At 72.5% G+C, this 13,897-nt stretch carries 17 protein-coding genes; 6 read left to right on the top strand and 11 right to left on the bottom strand.

The annotated features are described in order from the left end of the window. The first annotated feature begins 11 nt into the window (after nucleotides 1-11). A complete protein-coding gene (locus tag OG625_RS13105; RefSeq protein ID WP_329379558.1) occupies nucleotides 12-524 on the top strand; it encodes a hypothetical protein in 513 nt (170 codons plus the stop codon). 169 nt (nucleotides 525-693) lie between these two features. Here the strand turns inward: OG625_RS13105 and OG625_RS13110 are convergent, their stop codons facing one another. After that, nucleotides 694-1,494, bottom strand: a complete 801-nt coding sequence (locus OG625_RS13110) for a hypothetical protein (protein ID WP_329379560.1) — start codon at nucleotides 1,492-1,494, stop codon at nucleotides 694-696. A gap of 188 nt (nucleotides 1,495-1,682) precedes the next feature. Between OG625_RS13110 and OG625_RS13115 the strand changes: the two genes are divergently transcribed. From OG625_RS13115 to OG625_RS13125, 3 genes are all read left to right on the top strand, one after another. Beyond that, nucleotides 1,683-2,954 carry a magnesium transporter MgtE N-terminal domain-containing protein gene (locus OG625_RS13115; RefSeq protein WP_329379562.1) on the top strand — a complete coding sequence of 424 codons (1,272 nt, stop codon included), beginning with the start codon at nucleotides 1,683-1,685 and terminating at the stop codon, nucleotides 2,952-2,954. A 106-nt stretch (nucleotides 2,955-3,060) separates the two neighbouring features. Then, entirely contained in the window at nucleotides 3,061-3,639 is a 579-nt protein-coding gene (locus OG625_RS13120; RefSeq protein WP_443067888.1) for a DUF1003 domain-containing protein, read from the top strand. A 42-nt stretch (nucleotides 3,640-3,681) separates the two neighbouring features. Then, nucleotides 3,682-4,848: an Mrp/NBP35 family ATP-binding protein gene (locus OG625_RS13125; protein ID WP_443067705.1), complete on the top strand. Its 1,167-nt coding sequence runs from the start codon at nucleotides 3,682-3,684 to the stop codon at nucleotides 4,846-4,848. Between the two features lie 138 nt (nucleotides 4,849-4,986). On the opposite strand, the gene OG625_RS13130 is transcribed toward OG625_RS13125, so the two are convergent. The 5 genes from OG625_RS13130 to sigE form a co-directional block, all read right to left on the bottom strand. Then, entirely contained in the window at nucleotides 4,987-5,742 is a 756-nt protein-coding gene (locus tag OG625_RS13130; protein WP_329379565.1) for a hypothetical protein, read from the bottom strand. A 112-nt stretch (nucleotides 5,743-5,854) separates the two neighbouring features. After that, nucleotides 5,855-6,301 (bottom strand): sec-independent translocase, encoded by a 447-nt coding sequence (locus OG625_RS13135; RefSeq protein ID WP_329379568.1) that lies wholly within the window; start codon nucleotides 6,299-6,301, stop codon nucleotides 5,855-5,857. 118 nt (nucleotides 6,302-6,419) lie between these two features. Continuing rightward, entirely contained in the window at nucleotides 6,420-7,784 is a 1,365-nt protein-coding gene (locus OG625_RS13140; RefSeq protein WP_443067706.1) for a S1C family serine protease, read from the bottom strand. 54 nt (nucleotides 7,785-7,838) lie between these two features. After that, on the bottom strand, nucleotides 7,839-8,546 hold the full coding sequence (locus OG625_RS13145) for an anti-sigma factor family protein (protein ID WP_329379572.1): 708 nt from the start codon (nucleotides 8,544-8,546) through the stop codon (nucleotides 7,839-7,841). Continuing rightward, nucleotides 8,543-9,319, bottom strand: coding sequence for an RNA polymerase sigma factor SigE (gene sigE, locus OG625_RS13150; protein WP_329379574.1), 777 nt, complete (start codon nucleotides 9,317-9,319; stop codon nucleotides 8,543-8,545). Before sigE ends, OG625_RS13145 begins: the two co-directional genes overlap by 4 nt. Before the next feature lie 178 nt (nucleotides 9,320-9,497). Here sigE and OG625_RS13155 point away from each other — a divergent pair, with 178 nt between their 5' ends. Beyond that, nucleotides 9,498-10,160 carry an O-methyltransferase gene (locus OG625_RS13155; protein WP_329379577.1) on the top strand — a complete coding sequence of 221 codons (663 nt, stop codon included), beginning with the start codon at nucleotides 9,498-9,500 and terminating at the stop codon, nucleotides 10,158-10,160. A 70-nt stretch (nucleotides 10,161-10,230) separates the two neighbouring features. Here OG625_RS13155 and OG625_RS13160 read toward each other — a convergent pair whose 3' ends face one another. Both OG625_RS13160 and OG625_RS13165 read right to left on the bottom strand, forming a co-directional pair. After that, nucleotides 10,231-10,848, bottom strand: a complete 618-nt coding sequence (locus OG625_RS13160) for a hypothetical protein (RefSeq protein WP_329379580.1) — start codon at nucleotides 10,846-10,848, stop codon at nucleotides 10,231-10,233. Between the two features lie 119 nt (nucleotides 10,849-10,967). Then, the gene (locus tag OG625_RS13165; protein ID WP_003966491.1) at nucleotides 10,968-11,135 is read right to left on the bottom strand and encodes a DUF3117 domain-containing protein; all 168 of its coding nucleotides are present in this window, start codon (nucleotides 11,133-11,135) and stop codon (nucleotides 10,968-10,970) included. A 333-nt stretch (nucleotides 11,136-11,468) separates the two neighbouring features. Between OG625_RS13165 and OG625_RS13170 the strand changes: the two genes are divergently transcribed. Continuing rightward, complete coding sequence (locus OG625_RS13170) at nucleotides 11,469-12,272, top strand: enoyl-CoA hydratase/isomerase family protein (RefSeq protein WP_329379581.1); 804 nt, start codon at nucleotides 11,469-11,471, stop codon at nucleotides 12,270-12,272. Between the two features lie 95 nt (nucleotides 12,273-12,367). On the opposite strand, the gene OG625_RS13175 is transcribed toward OG625_RS13170, so the two are convergent. The 3 genes from OG625_RS13175 to OG625_RS13185 are packed head-to-tail and all read right to left on the bottom strand — an operon-like array spanning nucleotide 12,368 to nucleotide 13,857. Next, the gene (locus OG625_RS13175) at nucleotides 12,368-12,871 is read right to left on the bottom strand and encodes an SMI1/KNR4 family protein (RefSeq protein WP_329379584.1); all 504 of its coding nucleotides are present in this window, start codon (nucleotides 12,869-12,871) and stop codon (nucleotides 12,368-12,370) included. Nucleotides 12,872-12,904: 33 nt separating this feature from the next. Beyond that, nucleotides 12,905-13,483 carry a DNA-3-methyladenine glycosylase I gene (locus OG625_RS13180; protein ID WP_329379587.1) on the bottom strand — a complete coding sequence of 193 codons (579 nt, stop codon included), beginning with the start codon at nucleotides 13,481-13,483 and terminating at the stop codon, nucleotides 12,905-12,907. After that, nucleotides 13,480-13,857, bottom strand: coding sequence for a DivIVA domain-containing protein (locus OG625_RS13185; RefSeq protein ID WP_329390631.1), 378 nt, complete (start codon nucleotides 13,855-13,857; stop codon nucleotides 13,480-13,482). The genes OG625_RS13180 and OG625_RS13185 overlap by 4 nt, the downstream gene beginning before the upstream one ends. Between the last annotated feature and the right edge of the window lie 40 nt (nucleotides 13,858-13,897).

Raw genomic sequence — 13,897 nt, forward strand, 5'->3', positions numbered from 1 at the left:
ACTCTGTCCGCATGACTCTCAGCACGCTCGACCTGGCCCTCGTCGAGGAGGCCACCAAGAAGTCCGGCCTGATCTGGGTCCGCGGCGCCGGGGCGGACCGTGCCCTGTGGCACGCCTGGGTGGACGGCTCGGCGTACGTGCTGGGCGACGGCCCCGGCGAGCAGCCCTTCCCCGGCCTCGCCGACGGTGCGGCCGCCGAAGTGACCGTCCGGAGCAAGGACAAGGGCGGCCGGCTCGTCGCGTGGACCGCGACCGTGCGCGAGCTCGCACCCCGCGGTGAGGAGTGGACGGCGGCGGTCGCCGAGCTCAAGGGCAAGCGGCTGAACGCCCCCGACTCGGAGGACATGACCGACCGCTGGGCGCGGGAGTGCCGGCTGCTCCGCCTCGAACCCCAGGCCCTGGGCACCCTCCCGACCGACTCCCTGGCCGCGGCCCCGCTCGCATCCCCGGCCATCACCCGCCACCCGATGCCGGCCCACCTGCCGAAGCTCCTCCTGAAGCGCAAGAAGCCCGCACAGGCCTGACACCGGCCGGCTGTGACGGGGTCGGGTGTGTGTCGGGGCGTCCCCGCAGGGCGTCGAACGCAACCGCCCTCGGCCCACCGACCCCTGGAAAGGTTCGACGCCCGAGGAGACGCCCCGGCGCAGCCGACCCCCCGCGCCGGCACCCCCCACTCCGCACCGCCCCGCGAGGCTACGGCTTCGTAGGGTTGGCCCCCTGGCCCGTGCCCTTGGACGGCGCCGGTGCCGGCGCGGAGCCGCCACCACCCTGGTCCTTGGTGGTCGGCAGCTGCGACCCGTAGTCCACCGTCTGGTCCTGCGCCGGCGGGTCCAGCGGGAACGCCTTGCCCCACTCCGCGAGCTCCACCCGCCCCGCGCCGCCCGCGCGTTCCATGAGCAGCGGGTACGGGGTCCCCTCCAGGGAGACCGACAGCTTGCCGCCCTTGCCCTCGTCCGCCGTGACCTGGACCGCGCGGGTCTGGCCGACCTTGGTGTAGTCGCCCTTGGCGAGCTTGCCCTCAAGACCGAGCAGCCCGTCCAGCAGGACCTGCATGTCGGTGAACCCGCGGAACTGCTTGTACGCGGGGTCGCTCTCGGGCACCTTCACGTACTTGTCGCCGAGCTTGCCGGCCGAGTCGGACTGGCCCCAGAACGCGGCGCTCGCCTTCAGGTACAGCTGCTCCCCCACCCGCAGCAGCTGGAAGGTGTCGTCCTGCGACTTCACCTCGCCCGATCCGCCCTCCGACTTCAGCCGCATGTCGAGGGTGAAGGACTTGCCGCCGCTCACCAGCGTGCCGGACAGGTGGACCGAGCCGGCGCCCGTCGCGGCGGCCTTCGCCTTCTCCTCGATCTTGTCGGCGGAGAGCTTGCCTACCCCGTTCGTGCCCTCGTCCGGATCCGATCCGCAGCCCGTGCCGGTGACGGCGAGTCCCGCGCACAACGCACCGATGAAGGCGGCCCGACGCAGGCGCGCGGCAGGGAAGTAGGCGGTCACGGGCAGGTGCCTCTCGTCGGTCGTTCTGCGAGCAGCAGGCAGCGTACCGGGCGGCGCACGGCCGGCCGTGACCGCGCCCCGGCTACCTGGGGCCCCCGGGCGGACCGCCCCACCAGGACGCTTGCACCGGGCACGGGCTAGCCTGAGGGGCGGCAGGACTGTTGAGGGACGCTCTAGGAGGCGCTCGGATGGCTGGTGGCGCCCCGCGGATCTTCGTCTCGCATCTGTCGGGTGTGCCCGTGTTCGACCCCAACGGCGACCAGGTCGGGCGGGTCCGCGACCTCGTGGCGATGCTGCGCGTCGGCGGCCGGCCGCCGCGCCTGCTGGGGCTGGTGGTCGAGGTGGTCAGCCGGCGCCGGATCTTTCTGCCGATGACCCGGGTCACGGGCGTGGAGTCCGGGCAGGTCATCACCACCGGTGTCGTCAACATGCGGCGCTTCGAGCAGCGCCCCACCGAACGGCTGGTCCTCGGCGAGCTGCTCGACCGCCGGGTGCAGCTGACCGCGACCGGCGAGGAGGTCACCGTCCTCGACGTGGCCATCCAGCAGCTGCCGGCCCGCCGGGACTGGGAGATCGACCGGATCTTCGTACGCAAGGGCAAGGGCGGCGCACTGCGCCGGCGCGGCGAGACCCTGACGGTGGAGTGGTCGGCGGTGACGGGCTTCTCCCTGGAGGAGCACGGGCAGGGCGCCGAGAACCTGGTCGCCACCTTCGAGCAGATGCGCCCGGCCGACGTGGCGAACGTCCTGCACCACCTGACGCCGAAGCGGCGCGCCGAGGTGGCCAACGCCCTCGACGACGACCGGCTCGCGGACGTCATGGAGGAGCTCCCCGAGGACGAGCAGGTGGAGATCCTCGGCAAGCTCAAGGAGGAGCGCGCCGCGGACGTCCTGGAGGCGATGGACCCGGACGACGCGGCGGACCTGCTGTCCGAGCTGCCGGAGGTCGACAAGGAGCGGCTGCTGACGCTGATGCAGCCGGACGACGCGGCCGACGTGCGGCGCCTGCTGTCCTACGAGGAGAACACCGCCGGCGGTCTGATGACCACCGAGCCGATCGTGCTGCGCCCGGACGCGACCGTCGCGGACGCGCTGGCCCGCGTACGGCAGGCGGACCTGTCGCCGGCACTGGCGGCGCAGGTGTACGTGTGCCGGCCGCCGGACGAGACGCCGACGGGCAAGTACCTGGGCACGGTGCACTTCCAGAGGCTGCTGCGCGATCCTCCGTTCACGCTGGTCAGCTCGATCGTGGACACGGACCTGCCGCCGCTGCGGCCGGACGCCTCGTTGCCCGCCGTGACCACGCACCTCGCCGCCTACAACATGGTCGCGGTGCCGGTCGTCGACGAGAGCGGCTCGCTGCTCGGCGCGGTGACGGTGGACGACGTACTGGACCACCTGCTGCCGGACGACTGGCGGGAGACGGACTTCCACTCCGAGGAGGCCGTGGGTGGGCACTGAGCGAGGGCGCTTCGAGCGGGGGCGCGGCGAGCAGGCGCGCGAGCGGCGCCGGGAGCAGATCCGGGAGCGGCGCGAGCAGGCGCGGACGCAAGCGCGCGAGCAGGGGCTGGCGGCGGAAGCGGCGGAGCGTTCCGCCGAGCGCGCCGGGAAGTCCGGCCCGAGCGCCGGGGCGAGCGCGCTGACCCGGTCGCGGGTCCGTCTCGACCTGCCGCGGCCGTCACGGCGGCGGCTGCTGCCGGAGTACGACCCGGAGGCCTTCGGCAAGCTCTCGGAGAAGGTCGCGCGGTTCCTCGGCACGGGCCGGTTCATCGTCTGGATGACGCTGGTCATCATCGTCTGGGTGCTGTGGAACGTCTTCGCGCCGAAGGAGCTGCGCTTCGACGAGTTCCCGTTCATCTTCCTGACGCTGATGCTCTCGCTCCAGGCCTCGTACGCGGCCCCGCTGATCCTGCTCGCGCAGAACCGGCAGGACGACCGGGACCGGGTCAACCTGGAGCAGGACCGCAAGCAGAACGAGCGCTCCATCGCCGACACCGAGTACCTGACGCGGGAGATCGCGGCCCTGCGGATGGGCCTGGGCGAGGTCGCCACGCGCGACTGGATCCGGTCCGAGTTCCAGGACCTGATCAAGGAGATGGACGAGCGGCGGCTATTCCCCGCCGAACGTGACGAAGGCGACCGCTGACGGGCTTTCCCGAGGCCTGCTACCGAGCCGTACCATCGGGGCATGGCTACCGACACAAGCTCCACCGCCGCCGCCGTGCCCGAGCAGGACGCGATCCTGGACGCGCTGGCGACGGTGAACGACCCCGAGATCCACCGGCCGATCACCGAGCTCGGCATGGTCAAATCGGTGGAGATCGGCGACGGCGGAGCGGTCGCCGTCACCGTCTACCTGACCGTGTCGGGCTGTCCCATGCGCGAGACCATCACCAAGCTGGTCACCGAGGCCGTCGAGAAGGTCGCGGGCGTCACCTCCGTCGCCGTCACCCTCGACGTGATGAGCGACGAGCAGCGCAAGGAGCTGGCGGCCACGCTGCGCGGCGGCACCGCCGAGCGCGAGGTCCCGTTCGCCAAGCCGGGCTCGCTGACCCGTGTGTACGCGGTCGCGTCCGGCAAGGGCGGCGTGGGCAAGTCCTCGGTCACCGTCAACCTGGCCGCGGCGATGGCGGCGGACGGTCTGAAGGTCGGCGTGGTCGACGCGGACATCTACGGCCACAGCGTGCCGCGCATGCTGGGCGTCGACGGCCGCCCCACCCAGGTCGAGAACATGATCATGCCGCCGTCCGCGCACGGCGTGAAGGTCATCTCCATCGGCATGTTCACCCCGGGCAACGCGCCGGTGGTGTGGCGCGGCCCGATGCTGCACCGCGCGCTCCAGCAGTTCCTGGCCGACGTGTTCTGGGGCGACCTGGACGTACTGCTGCTGGACCTGCCGCCGGGCACGGGTGACATCGCGATCTCGGTGGCCCAGCTGGTGCCCAACGCCGAGATCCTCGTGGTCACCACCCCGCAGCAGGCCGCGGCCGTGGTCGCGGAGCGGGCCGGCTCGATCGCCGTACAGACCCACCAGAAGATCGTCGGCGTCGTCGAGAACATGTCGGGCCTGCCGTGCCCGCACTGCGACGAGATGGTCGACGTGTTCGGCTCGGGCGGCGGCCAGAAGGTCGCCGACGGCCTGACGAAGACGATCGGCGCGACGGTCCCGGTGCTCGGCTCCATCCCGATCGACGTGCGCCTGCGCGAGGGCGGCGACGAGGGCAAGCCCGTCGTCTTGTCCGACCCGGACTCCCCGGCCGGCGCGGCCCTGCGCGCCATCGCCGGCAAGCTCGGCGGCCGCGCCCGAGGCCTCTCGGGCATGTCCCTGGGCATCACCCCGAGGAACAAGTTCTGATCTGACCGAGGTGTGGGCAATCGTGCCGCAGGGCGGCACGGGTGGGCACACCGGCACCACAGGCGGCCCGCACGGGCCGCGCAGCGCAAAGGGCACCGCCGACCAGCGGTGCCCTTCCGCTTACCCGCACCGGTCGGGCTACTCGTACGCCCCGAGGTCGGCGATCACCGAGAACCCGAGCCCGTACGCGCTCATCCCCCGCCCGTACGCACCCAGATGGACGCCGCCCCGCGTGGACCCGGCGAGCACCCACCCGAACTCCGACTCACGGTAGTGAAACGGCGTCGGCTCGCCGTCCACCGGCAGCGACAGCGTCGACCAGTCCTCGCCGCCCAGATCGTCGGCGAGCTCCCACGCGGCCTCCGTCTGCTGGTCCAGCCAGTCGTTGCGCAGGGAGTGGTCCATCTGCCCCGGCCAGCTGTAGGCCAGCAGTCCGGAGCCGGCCAGCCAGGCCGCCGAGGAGACCGAGGTGGCTTCCAGGACGCCGGTGCCGTCACCGCTGCGGCGCAGCGGGTTGCTCGCGACGGTGACGACCACCGCGAAGCGCTCCTTCTCGCCGGTGGCGATCTCACCGCGGGCGGACGGCTCGTCGCCGTGGCCGGTGGAGCCGTGCTCCACGGTGCCGTCGGCGCCGGTGCCGACCTGCATGAGCCAGCGGGGGCCGCTGAAGGCCCCGTCCAGCCCGTACCAGGGGAAGTCGGCCCTCAGGTAGCCCTCGGCGGTCCGGCGGGCCGCCGGGACGGGCGCGGTGGCATCCTGCGGCGGCTGCTGCGGCTGCGGTTGCTGCGTTTGTTGCGGGGCGGTCTGCGGATCCTGTGCGGGTTCGGCGGCGGGGGCGGGCGCGGCGGCCTCGGCGGTCTGCGCACCTACCCGGCTACTGCTCGTCGTCTCCATGGGGCGGCCTCTCGTTCCGTGGGGTCCGGAACGGCCCGCCCCCCTCGGGCGTCCTACATCCGGACAGATGGAGGATAGCCATCGGACCCCGGATCGTCGGGCAGGCGCAATCTCAGGTGGCGTCGGCGTCGAAGCGGGAGCGCTGGTCGACGGCGGGCGCGGCGGGCTTCTTCAGCAGGTCCGGGCCGGCGCCGGCGGGCGTGGCGGCGGCACCCGGGGAGGCGGCAGCCGGGTCGGCCTCCTTGCTGTTGACGGCGTCGGTGACGTCGTTCAGCTCCTTGCGGAGGTCGAAGCTGGTCCGGATCTCCTTGAGGTCCTCGTTCTCCGTCAGCTGCTTGCGGATGAAGTTCTTCGGGTTCAGGTCCTCGAACTCGAAGTCCTTGAATTCCGGGCCGAGTTCGGAGCGGATGTCCTGCTTGGCGCTGTCGGAGAACGCGCGGATCTTCCGGATGACCCCGGAGACGTCCTGGATGACCTTGGGCAGCTTGTCCGGTCCGAAGACGAGGATGGCGAGCACCACGATCGTGACCAGTTCGAGTGCGCCTATGTCGTTGAACACCTTGCCGCTCCTCGGCTCTCTGTCACTGCGGGCCCCGACACACGGTACCCGGCCTTCTCCGCGCGCCCATACCCGCGTGAGCGCCCGGTACTGGTTTCACCCGCCCGTCATGCGGTGCTCACGAGCCGTTCGCCGATCCCAGGACGACGTCCAGCGTCCGCTCCCGGCCCTCGCGGAGCACGGTCAGCGTCAGCCGGTCTCCCGGCCGGTGGGCCCTGATCTTCACGATGAGCTCGTCACCGCCCCGTACGCGCTGCCCGTCCACCTTGGTGATCACGTCGCCGGCCTTGATCCCGGCGCGGGCGCCGGGCCCGCCGGAGACCACGGACGGCTTGCCGTCCTCGGCCTTGTCCCCGACCCGGGCTCCGTCGCCCGTGTACTCCATGTCGAGGGTGACGCCGATCACGGGGTGCGTGGCCCGGCCGGTGCGGATGAGTTCTTCGGCGACGCGCTTGCCCTGGTTGATGGGGATCGCGAAGCCGAGGCCGATCGAGCCGCCCTGCCGGTCGGGGTCGTCCTTGTCGGCGCCCCGGATCGCGCTGTTGATGCCGACCACGTGGGCCTTGGAGTCGAGGAGGGGGCCGCCGGAGTTGCCCGGGTTGATGGGGGCGTCGGTCTGGAGGGCGTCGACGTAGCTGATGTCGCTGCCGTCGCCCTTGTCCCCGCCCGCGGTGACGGGCCGGCCGGTGGCGCTGATGATGCCGGCGGTGACGGTGTTGGACAGGTCGAAGGGGGCGCCGATGGCCACCACCGGGTCGCCGACCTTCACGTTCTCCGAGTTGCCGAGGCTCAGCGGCTGGAGCCCGCGCACCCCGCTGACCTTGACCACGGCCAGGTCGTATCCGGAGTCGCGGCCGACCAGCTCGGCGGTGACGCTCTCGCCGGTGCTGAAGGTGACCGCTATCTCCTTGGCGTCGGCGACCACGTGATTGTTGGTCAGGATGTGACCCTGCTGGTCGAGTACGAAGCCGGTTCCCGTGCCGCCGCCCTTGTCGCTCCGCACGTGCAGGGTGACCACCCCGGGCAGCGCCGTGGCCGCGATGCCGGCCACGCTGTCCGGTGCCCGGCCCTTGTCCGCGATCCCCGCCTGGGGCAGCTCCAGCCGGGTACTGCTCTGCCGCTCGGCGAGCACGCCGAGGTAGCCGCCGATGCCGCCCGCGAGCAGGGCGGTGCCCACGCTGAGGGCCACCACCTGCCAGAGCCTGAATCCGCGCCCCTCGCGGCCCCGGTCGACGACCTGGAGGGGCTGGGCGCCCCACGGGTCGTACCGCACCCCGTGGGCCGTCTCCTGCTGCCCGCCCGCGTCCTGGACCGGCCCCTGACCCGCGCCCTCCCGAACCGGGCCCTCGGGACCGCTTTCAGGGCCGCTGTCGGTCCCGCCCTCGGGCCTCGGGGCCGGGACACCTTCCCCGCGGCCCTCGGCCACGCCCTGGGGCCGGCTCCACCACGACGGAGCCGGTTCGGTCTGCTGCCTGTCGGCCATGGGCGCTCCCCGCGTACCTATGCGCATGTGCCGCAGATTCAATCAGGTCCCGGGTCAGCGCAGCAGGGAGACCGGGCGCGGGGTACCCGAGGGGGTGGGGTGCAGCGGCGGCAGCGGGGTCGCCAGGGTCGACAGGAGGGTCGGGCCGGTGGCGGGCGACGGCTCCCGGTCGCGGACCGCGGCGTCGGCCACGGAGACCACGGGGCCGGGCCGGGAGGCGGGGACGGGCCCGGCCGGGTGTGTCGTACCGCGGACGTTCGGCTCGGCGATCTCCATCGGCAGCGCACCGCCCAGGGCGAGCGCGGCCAGCGACACGGCTCCCGCCGCGACGTAGGCGAACCGGCGGCGCGGACGGCCGACTTCATGGATCCGGAAGCCCTGCTCCTGCGGCCGGAGGGACGAAGGCGCCAGGGCGTACGCGAACGAGCCGAAGGGATCGGCCGGCTGATCGCCGCCGGGACCGCCTGGACCGCCGGGACCCGCCGAACCGGGCGGCCCCATGAGGCCGGACGGGCCGTCGAGACCGCCACCCGGCAGCCCCTGCAGCCGTGCCAGCAGACCGGCGGACAGCGGCGGCGGCGCGCTCTCCACGAACATGCTCTTCAGCCGGCGCTGCGCGTCGGCCTCGGCCTTGCACTTGGCGCACGTCGCCAGGTGGGCCAGTACCCGCTCGCGGGCGTCGTGGTTCAGCTCCCCGTCCACCAGGGCGGCGAGCCGGTCGCCCAGGTGCTGTTCGGCGGGGGACGGACTGACTCCGCTCACTCGGCTCCGCCCTCTCCCCCGGCGCCGGGCGCACCCACCGACGCACCCGCGAGCGCGCGCTGCTCGGCGCGGGCCTCGGGGGAACGGTGCTTGAGCGCCTTGCGCAGGTGCGAGCGGCCCCGGTGGATGCGGCTGCGCACGGTGCCGAGCTTCACGCCGAGGGTGGCGGCGATCTCCTCGTACGACAGGCCCTCGATGTCGCACAGCACCACGGCCGCGCGGAACTCGGGCGCGAGGGTGTCCAGCGCCTGCTGGACGTCCGCGTCGAAGTGGGTGTCGTGCAGCACCTGCTGGGGGTTCGGCTCGCGGCTCGGCAGCCGCTCGGCGGCGTCGTCGGCGAGCGCGTCGAAGCGGATCCGCTGCTTGCGGCGCACCATGTCCAGGAAGAGGTTCGTGGTGATGCGGTGCAGCCAGCCCTCGAAGGTGCCGGGCGTGTACGTGGACAGCGAGCGGAAGACACGGACGAAGACCTCTTGGGTCAGGTCCTCGGCGTCGTGCTGGTTGCCCGTCAGACGGTAGGCAAGGCGGTAGACCCGCGCGCTGTGCGTGCTGACGATCTCCTCCCACGAGGGAGGGGTCCACGCCTGGGAGCCCGCATCGGCGGCAAAGGTCGCGGTGGTTGCGGTGGCGGTGTGGAAGCTGTCAGCAATGTAGGTCACGGATTTCGGCTCACCGGCCGACCAGAAGAGGCGTCTCAACACGCCCCCACGATCCACAGGCGCAGCCGCACCTCCCCTGTCGGCTCTGGTGGTGTCCAGCGGAGTCCCTACCATAGCCACCCCCTCTGTCAGCTCCGGATAAGCCTTTTTGCTCTATCTTTACGCGGTTCTTAGATCTCGGAGCGGTCCCGGCTGGCGATCTGCCCGGCGCCGTCCCTTCTGATCCCGTCTCCACCCCTCACAACGCCCGGTCCCATCTGCGGGTTCCCGACGCCAACGGATACAGTCACCGTTGCGCCAACTATGGGGACAGGAGAGGGTCATTACCGGCAACCGGCAGACGAGCTGGGCGTTCGCCGACGCGTTTGTCGCCGAGGACGACGCTCTGCGGTGGGCCCGCGACCGGTCCAGGGAAGCGGGCCTGCGCTCGGTCTCCCCCGGTACCGGGGCCGCGCTGCGCCTGCTGGCCGCCACCGCGGACGCCAAGGCGGTCGCCGAGATCGGCACCGGAACCGGCGTCTCCGGCATCCACCTGCTCCACGGAATGCGCCCCGACGGGGTGCTGACCACGGTGGATCCCGAACCGGACCGGCAGGCCTTCGCCCGCCAGGCCTTCCGCGCCGCCGGCTTCGCGGGCAACCGCGCCCGCTTCATCCCCGGCCGCGCCCTCGACGTACTGCCCCGGCTCGCCGACGGCGGGTACGACCTCGTCTTCTGCGACGGGGACCCCTCCGAGTCCCTCGACTACCTCGCTGAATCGTTGCGCCTGCTGCGCCCGGGCGGACTGGTGTGCTTCGAGGGAGTCTTCTCCGACGGCCGTACGGTCGACTCCGCGGCCCAGCCCGTGGAGGTGCTCCGCGTCCGCGAGCTGCTGCGCAGCGTCCGCGAGAGCCCGGCCCTGGAGGCCGCGCTGCTCCCGGTGGGCGACGGCCTGCTGTGCGCCGTACGCCGCTGAGCCCGCGGCCGTAGGCCCGTAGACCCGTAGGCCCCGTAAAAACGCAAGCCCTGTACGCCCCTACGGCCCGTCAGCGCAGCAGCGCGAAGGTCAGGGCCGCCGTGCCGCCCAGAGCGGCTCCGGCGAGGAGCTGAGCCGGGGTGTGCGCCTTCAGCACCAGCCGCGACCACCCGACGGCCGCCGCGAGCAGGGCCGCGGGGAGCACCGGCGCTCCGAAGACGAGGAGCAGGATCATCACGGTGCCGCCGGCCACCGACATGTGGATGGATATCTGCCAGCCGACGGTCACCAGCAGGGACGAGACCAGGCCGACGAGCATCGCGACGACGAGGGCGAAGACGTCCGCCGGAGCTCCGAGCACGCGCAGGAGCGTGATCCCGGCGGCGACGGAGAGCAGGCTCAGCGCCATCGGGACCACCCGCTGGCGCCGTACGCGTATGTGCTGATCGGTCAGCGCCCCGCGGCGCACGCCGAGCACGATGATCCCGATCGGGACCACCCCGCAGAACAGAGCGCCGAGCAGCCCCCAGCCGAGGCCGGCCCAGGAAAGCGTGCTGTGCCAGCCGATCAGCAGGAGCAGGCCCACGACCAGGTTCGCCGGCGCCAGCGCGTCGGTGAGGATCCGGGCCGCCTTCTGGCGGGGGGTGCAGTCCGCGAAGGCGGGCGGGGCGGGCGGGGAAAACGTCACGGCACGGCTCCGGCGGTCATGATCAAGGCCAGCGTCAGGTCCTGGACACAACGCTGCCCCGATCGCTCATCGCGATCGGGGCAGCGCAGAGAATGCAGAATGCAGTTGGTGCCGACGTGTCAGCCGACGACCTTCTTCAGGGCGTCACCCAGGGCGTCCGCCTCGTCCGGGGTCAGCTCGACGACAAGCCGACCGCCGCCCTCGAGCGGTACGCGCATGACGATGCCCCGCCCCTCCTTGGTGACCTCGAGCGGGCCGTCGCCCGTCCGCGGCTTCATGGCCGCCATGCTCGTTCCCCTTCCTGAAACCAGCTCATCGTCAGCCGACGGCCCCATTCAGGCGCCTAGTACCCGGCATCGAACACATTGCTTCCCGGCCATTATCCCGCATGTCAGGACCCGATGACCAACATCGCCGGTGAACGCTTCGGCAACGCGCTCGGCCAAAACCACTCATTTCGGGGACCCAGCTGCGATACTTCGCCGCTGCAGCCCACCACTACGGTGCCGTTTCTTTGACGCACATCACATGTGCGCGTGCCGTCCGGTCCGCCATGCTGGCCCTTGCACCGTCCGGTACCGGCCGGTAGCCAAGCCCGCGACGAAGGGGGACCCCCTGCCATGGCCGACAGCGTGCTCTACGAAGTGAGCGACGGACTCGCGACCGTCACGATCAACCGCCCGGACGCGATGAACGCCATGAACACCGAGGCCAAGGTCGCCCTGCGCGACGCGGTCCGGGCGGCGGCAGCGGACCCGGCGGTACGGGCCGTGCTGCTGACCGCGGCCGGCACCCGGGCCTTCTGCGTGGGTCAGGACCTCAAGGAGCACATCGGGAACCTCGCGGCGGACCGCGAGACCGGCTCCTCGCTGACGATGAGCACGGTCGCGGAGCACTACAACCCGATCGTCCGGGCGCTGACGGAGATGCCGAAGCCCGTGGTGGCCGGGGTCAACGGCGTCGCGGCCGGGGCCGGCTTCGGTTTCGCGCTCGCGGCCGACTTCCGGGTCGTCGCGGACACCGCGTCGTTCAACACCTCGTTCGCCGGGGTGGCGCTGACCGCCGACTCCGGGGTCTCCTGGACCCTCCCCCGCCTGATCGGCGCCTCCCGGGCCTCGGACCTGCTGCTCTTCCCGCGCTCGGTGAAGGCCCAGGAGGCGTTCGAGCTCGGCATCGCCAACCGCCTGGTGCCCGCGGAGTCGCTGCACGCCGAGGCCGAGGCCGTGGCCCGCGCCCTGGCCGCCGGTCCGACCGTCGCGTACGCCGCGCTGAAGGAGTCCCTGGCCTACGGGGCCTCGCACTCCCTCGCGGAGGCCCTGGAGCACGAGGACGTCCTGCAGACCCGCGCGGGCGCCTCCGAGGACCACTCCATCGCCGTCCAGGCCTTCCTCGCGAAGCAGCCGCCGAAGTACCTGGGCCGCTAGGCCGCTCCTCCCGGCGCGGGCCGGTTGCGGCCGGTTGCGGCCGGGGCCGGCCCAGCCGGGGCGGGGTCGGGGGCTGGCGGCCCGGCCTGGGTGGGTTACTCGGTGTCGAACCAGTCCCGGCCGGCTGCCCAGTGGCCGACCCATTCGGCGAATCCTCCGGCGAAGGGGAGGGCTCCCTCGCCGGTGATGAGCCAGACGCGGCCGCGGTCCGCTCCGGTGACGACGAGGTGCCAGTTCATCCCGCAGCCGTCGGTGCCGAGCACGATCGAGCCGTGGTCGAAGACCGGGGCGAGCCGCGCCTCGAACTCCTCGACGCTCTCCTCGCCCTCGTCGTCCTCCCAGGGCCACGGCTCCGTCAGCGGGAAGGGCTCGGCGAGCAACCGCTCGCGGCGGCCGTGCCCCCAGTCGGCCGGCATGGCCGCCAGCGGGAGCAGCCCGTAGTGCGGGGGCCCGGCGAGGGATCCGTCGCAGATCTCCGCCACGAACGTCCGGTACGGCTCGGGGAGCACGATCGCGTGCTCCGCCTCGAAGGCGCGTACGGCGTCCCAGCCGAGCGGGGGCGTGCCCGTGCCGAGCAGGAGGGCGTATTCGGTGTCCATGCGGACTGGATACCAGCGGGCCACCGGGCCCGGTCAGGCGGGGTCGCGGGAGGCGCAGTCGGCCAGGTGGTCGTTGACCAGGCCGCAGGCCTGCATCAGGGCGTAGGCGGTCGTGGGGCCGACGAAGCGGATGCCGGCCTTCTTCAGCGCCTTGGCCAGCGCGGTGGACTCGGGGGTGACCGCCGGGACGTCGGCGATGGTCCGCGGGGCCCGGCCGGGCATCGAAGGGGCGTGCGACCAGATCAGCGCGTCCAGCTCGCCCGGCTCCCACCCGGCGAGCACCTTCGCGTTGGCGAGGGTCGCCTCGATCTTGGCGCGGTTGCGGATGATCCCCTCGTCGGCGAGGAGGCGCTCCGCGTCCGCCGGTCCGAACTCCGCGACCGCCGCGATCTCGAAGGCCGCGAAGGCCTTCCGGAAGCCCTCGCGCCGCCGCAGGATCGTGATCCACGACAGGCCCGACTGGAACGCCTCCAGGCACAGCCGCTCGTACAGCGCGTCGTCGCCGTGGACCGGGCGGCCCCACTCGGTGTCGTGGTAGGCGACGTAGTCCTCCGTAGAGAGCGCCCACGGGCAGCGCAGGGCCCCGTCCGGGCCCGCGAGCGCGACGCTCATCGCTCGCCGTGCTTGGTCAGGTCCACCTGGTCGGCCTGCTCGGCCCGGTCCGCGTGGTCCGGCACCGCGTCCTGCGGTCCGGCCGCGAGATGGGACGTCAGCTGGGCGATCCGCGCGTCGCGCTCCGCCAGCTCCGCCGCCAGCCGGTCCAGTACGTCGTCCACCTCGGCCATCCGGTACCCGCGCGGGGCGACGGGCAGCCGCAGCGCGTCGATGTCCGCCCGTACGACGGGCCGGGTCTCCGGCAGCGCGTCGGCCACCCGGTCCGGCTCCGCTTCCGGCAGGACGGCCTCCGAGCCGCCGCCGATCACCGCAAGGGTGACCGCTGCCACGACCACGACCAGCGCGATCATCAAGAAGAAGAACACGATCAACTCCCCACGAGAGACTCCGGCCACCAGGTTAAGGTCGCAG

The organism is Streptomyces sp. NBC_01351, from assembly GCF_036237315.1.
GTDB lineage: Bacteria > Actinomycetota > Actinomycetes > Streptomycetales > Streptomycetaceae > Streptomyces.

Bases quoted from the DNA above. Each gene is read 5' to 3' on its own strand.
- OG625_RS13140 (WP_443067706.1), bottom strand. From the start codon at position 7,784: ATGGCCGACAGGCAGCAGACCGAACCGGCTCCGTCGTGGTGGAGCCGG.
- OG625_RS13180 (WP_329379587.1), bottom strand. From the start codon at position 13,483: ATGAGCGTCGCGCTCGCGGGCCCGGACGGGGCCCTGCGCTGCCCGTGG.
- OG625_RS13105 (WP_329379558.1), top strand. From the start codon at position 12: ATGACTCTCAGCACGCTCGACCTGGCCCTCGTCGAGGAGGCCACCAAG.
- OG625_RS13115 (WP_329379562.1), top strand. From the start codon at position 1,683: ATGGCTGGTGGCGCCCCGCGGATCTTCGTCTCGCATCTGTCGGGTGTG.
- OG625_RS13165 (WP_003966491.1), bottom strand. From the start codon at position 11,135: ATGGCGGCCATGAAGCCGCGGACGGGCGACGGCCCGCTCGAGGTCACC.
- OG625_RS13125 (WP_443067705.1), top strand. From the start codon at position 3,682: ATGGCTACCGACACAAGCTCCACCGCCGCCGCCGTGCCCGAGCAGGAC.
- OG625_RS13170 (WP_329379581.1), top strand. From the start codon at position 11,469: ATGGCCGACAGCGTGCTCTACGAAGTGAGCGACGGACTCGCGACCGTC.
- OG625_RS13130 (WP_329379565.1), bottom strand. From the start codon at position 5,742: ATGGAGACGACGAGCAGTAGCCGGGTAGGTGCGCAGACCGCCGAGGCC.
- OG625_RS13175 (WP_329379584.1), bottom strand. From the start codon at position 12,871: ATGGACACCGAATACGCCCTCCTGCTCGGCACGGGCACGCCCCCGCTC.
- sigE (WP_329379574.1), bottom strand. From the start codon at position 9,319: ATGGTAGGGACTCCGCTGGACACCACCAGAGCCGACAGGGGAGGTGCG.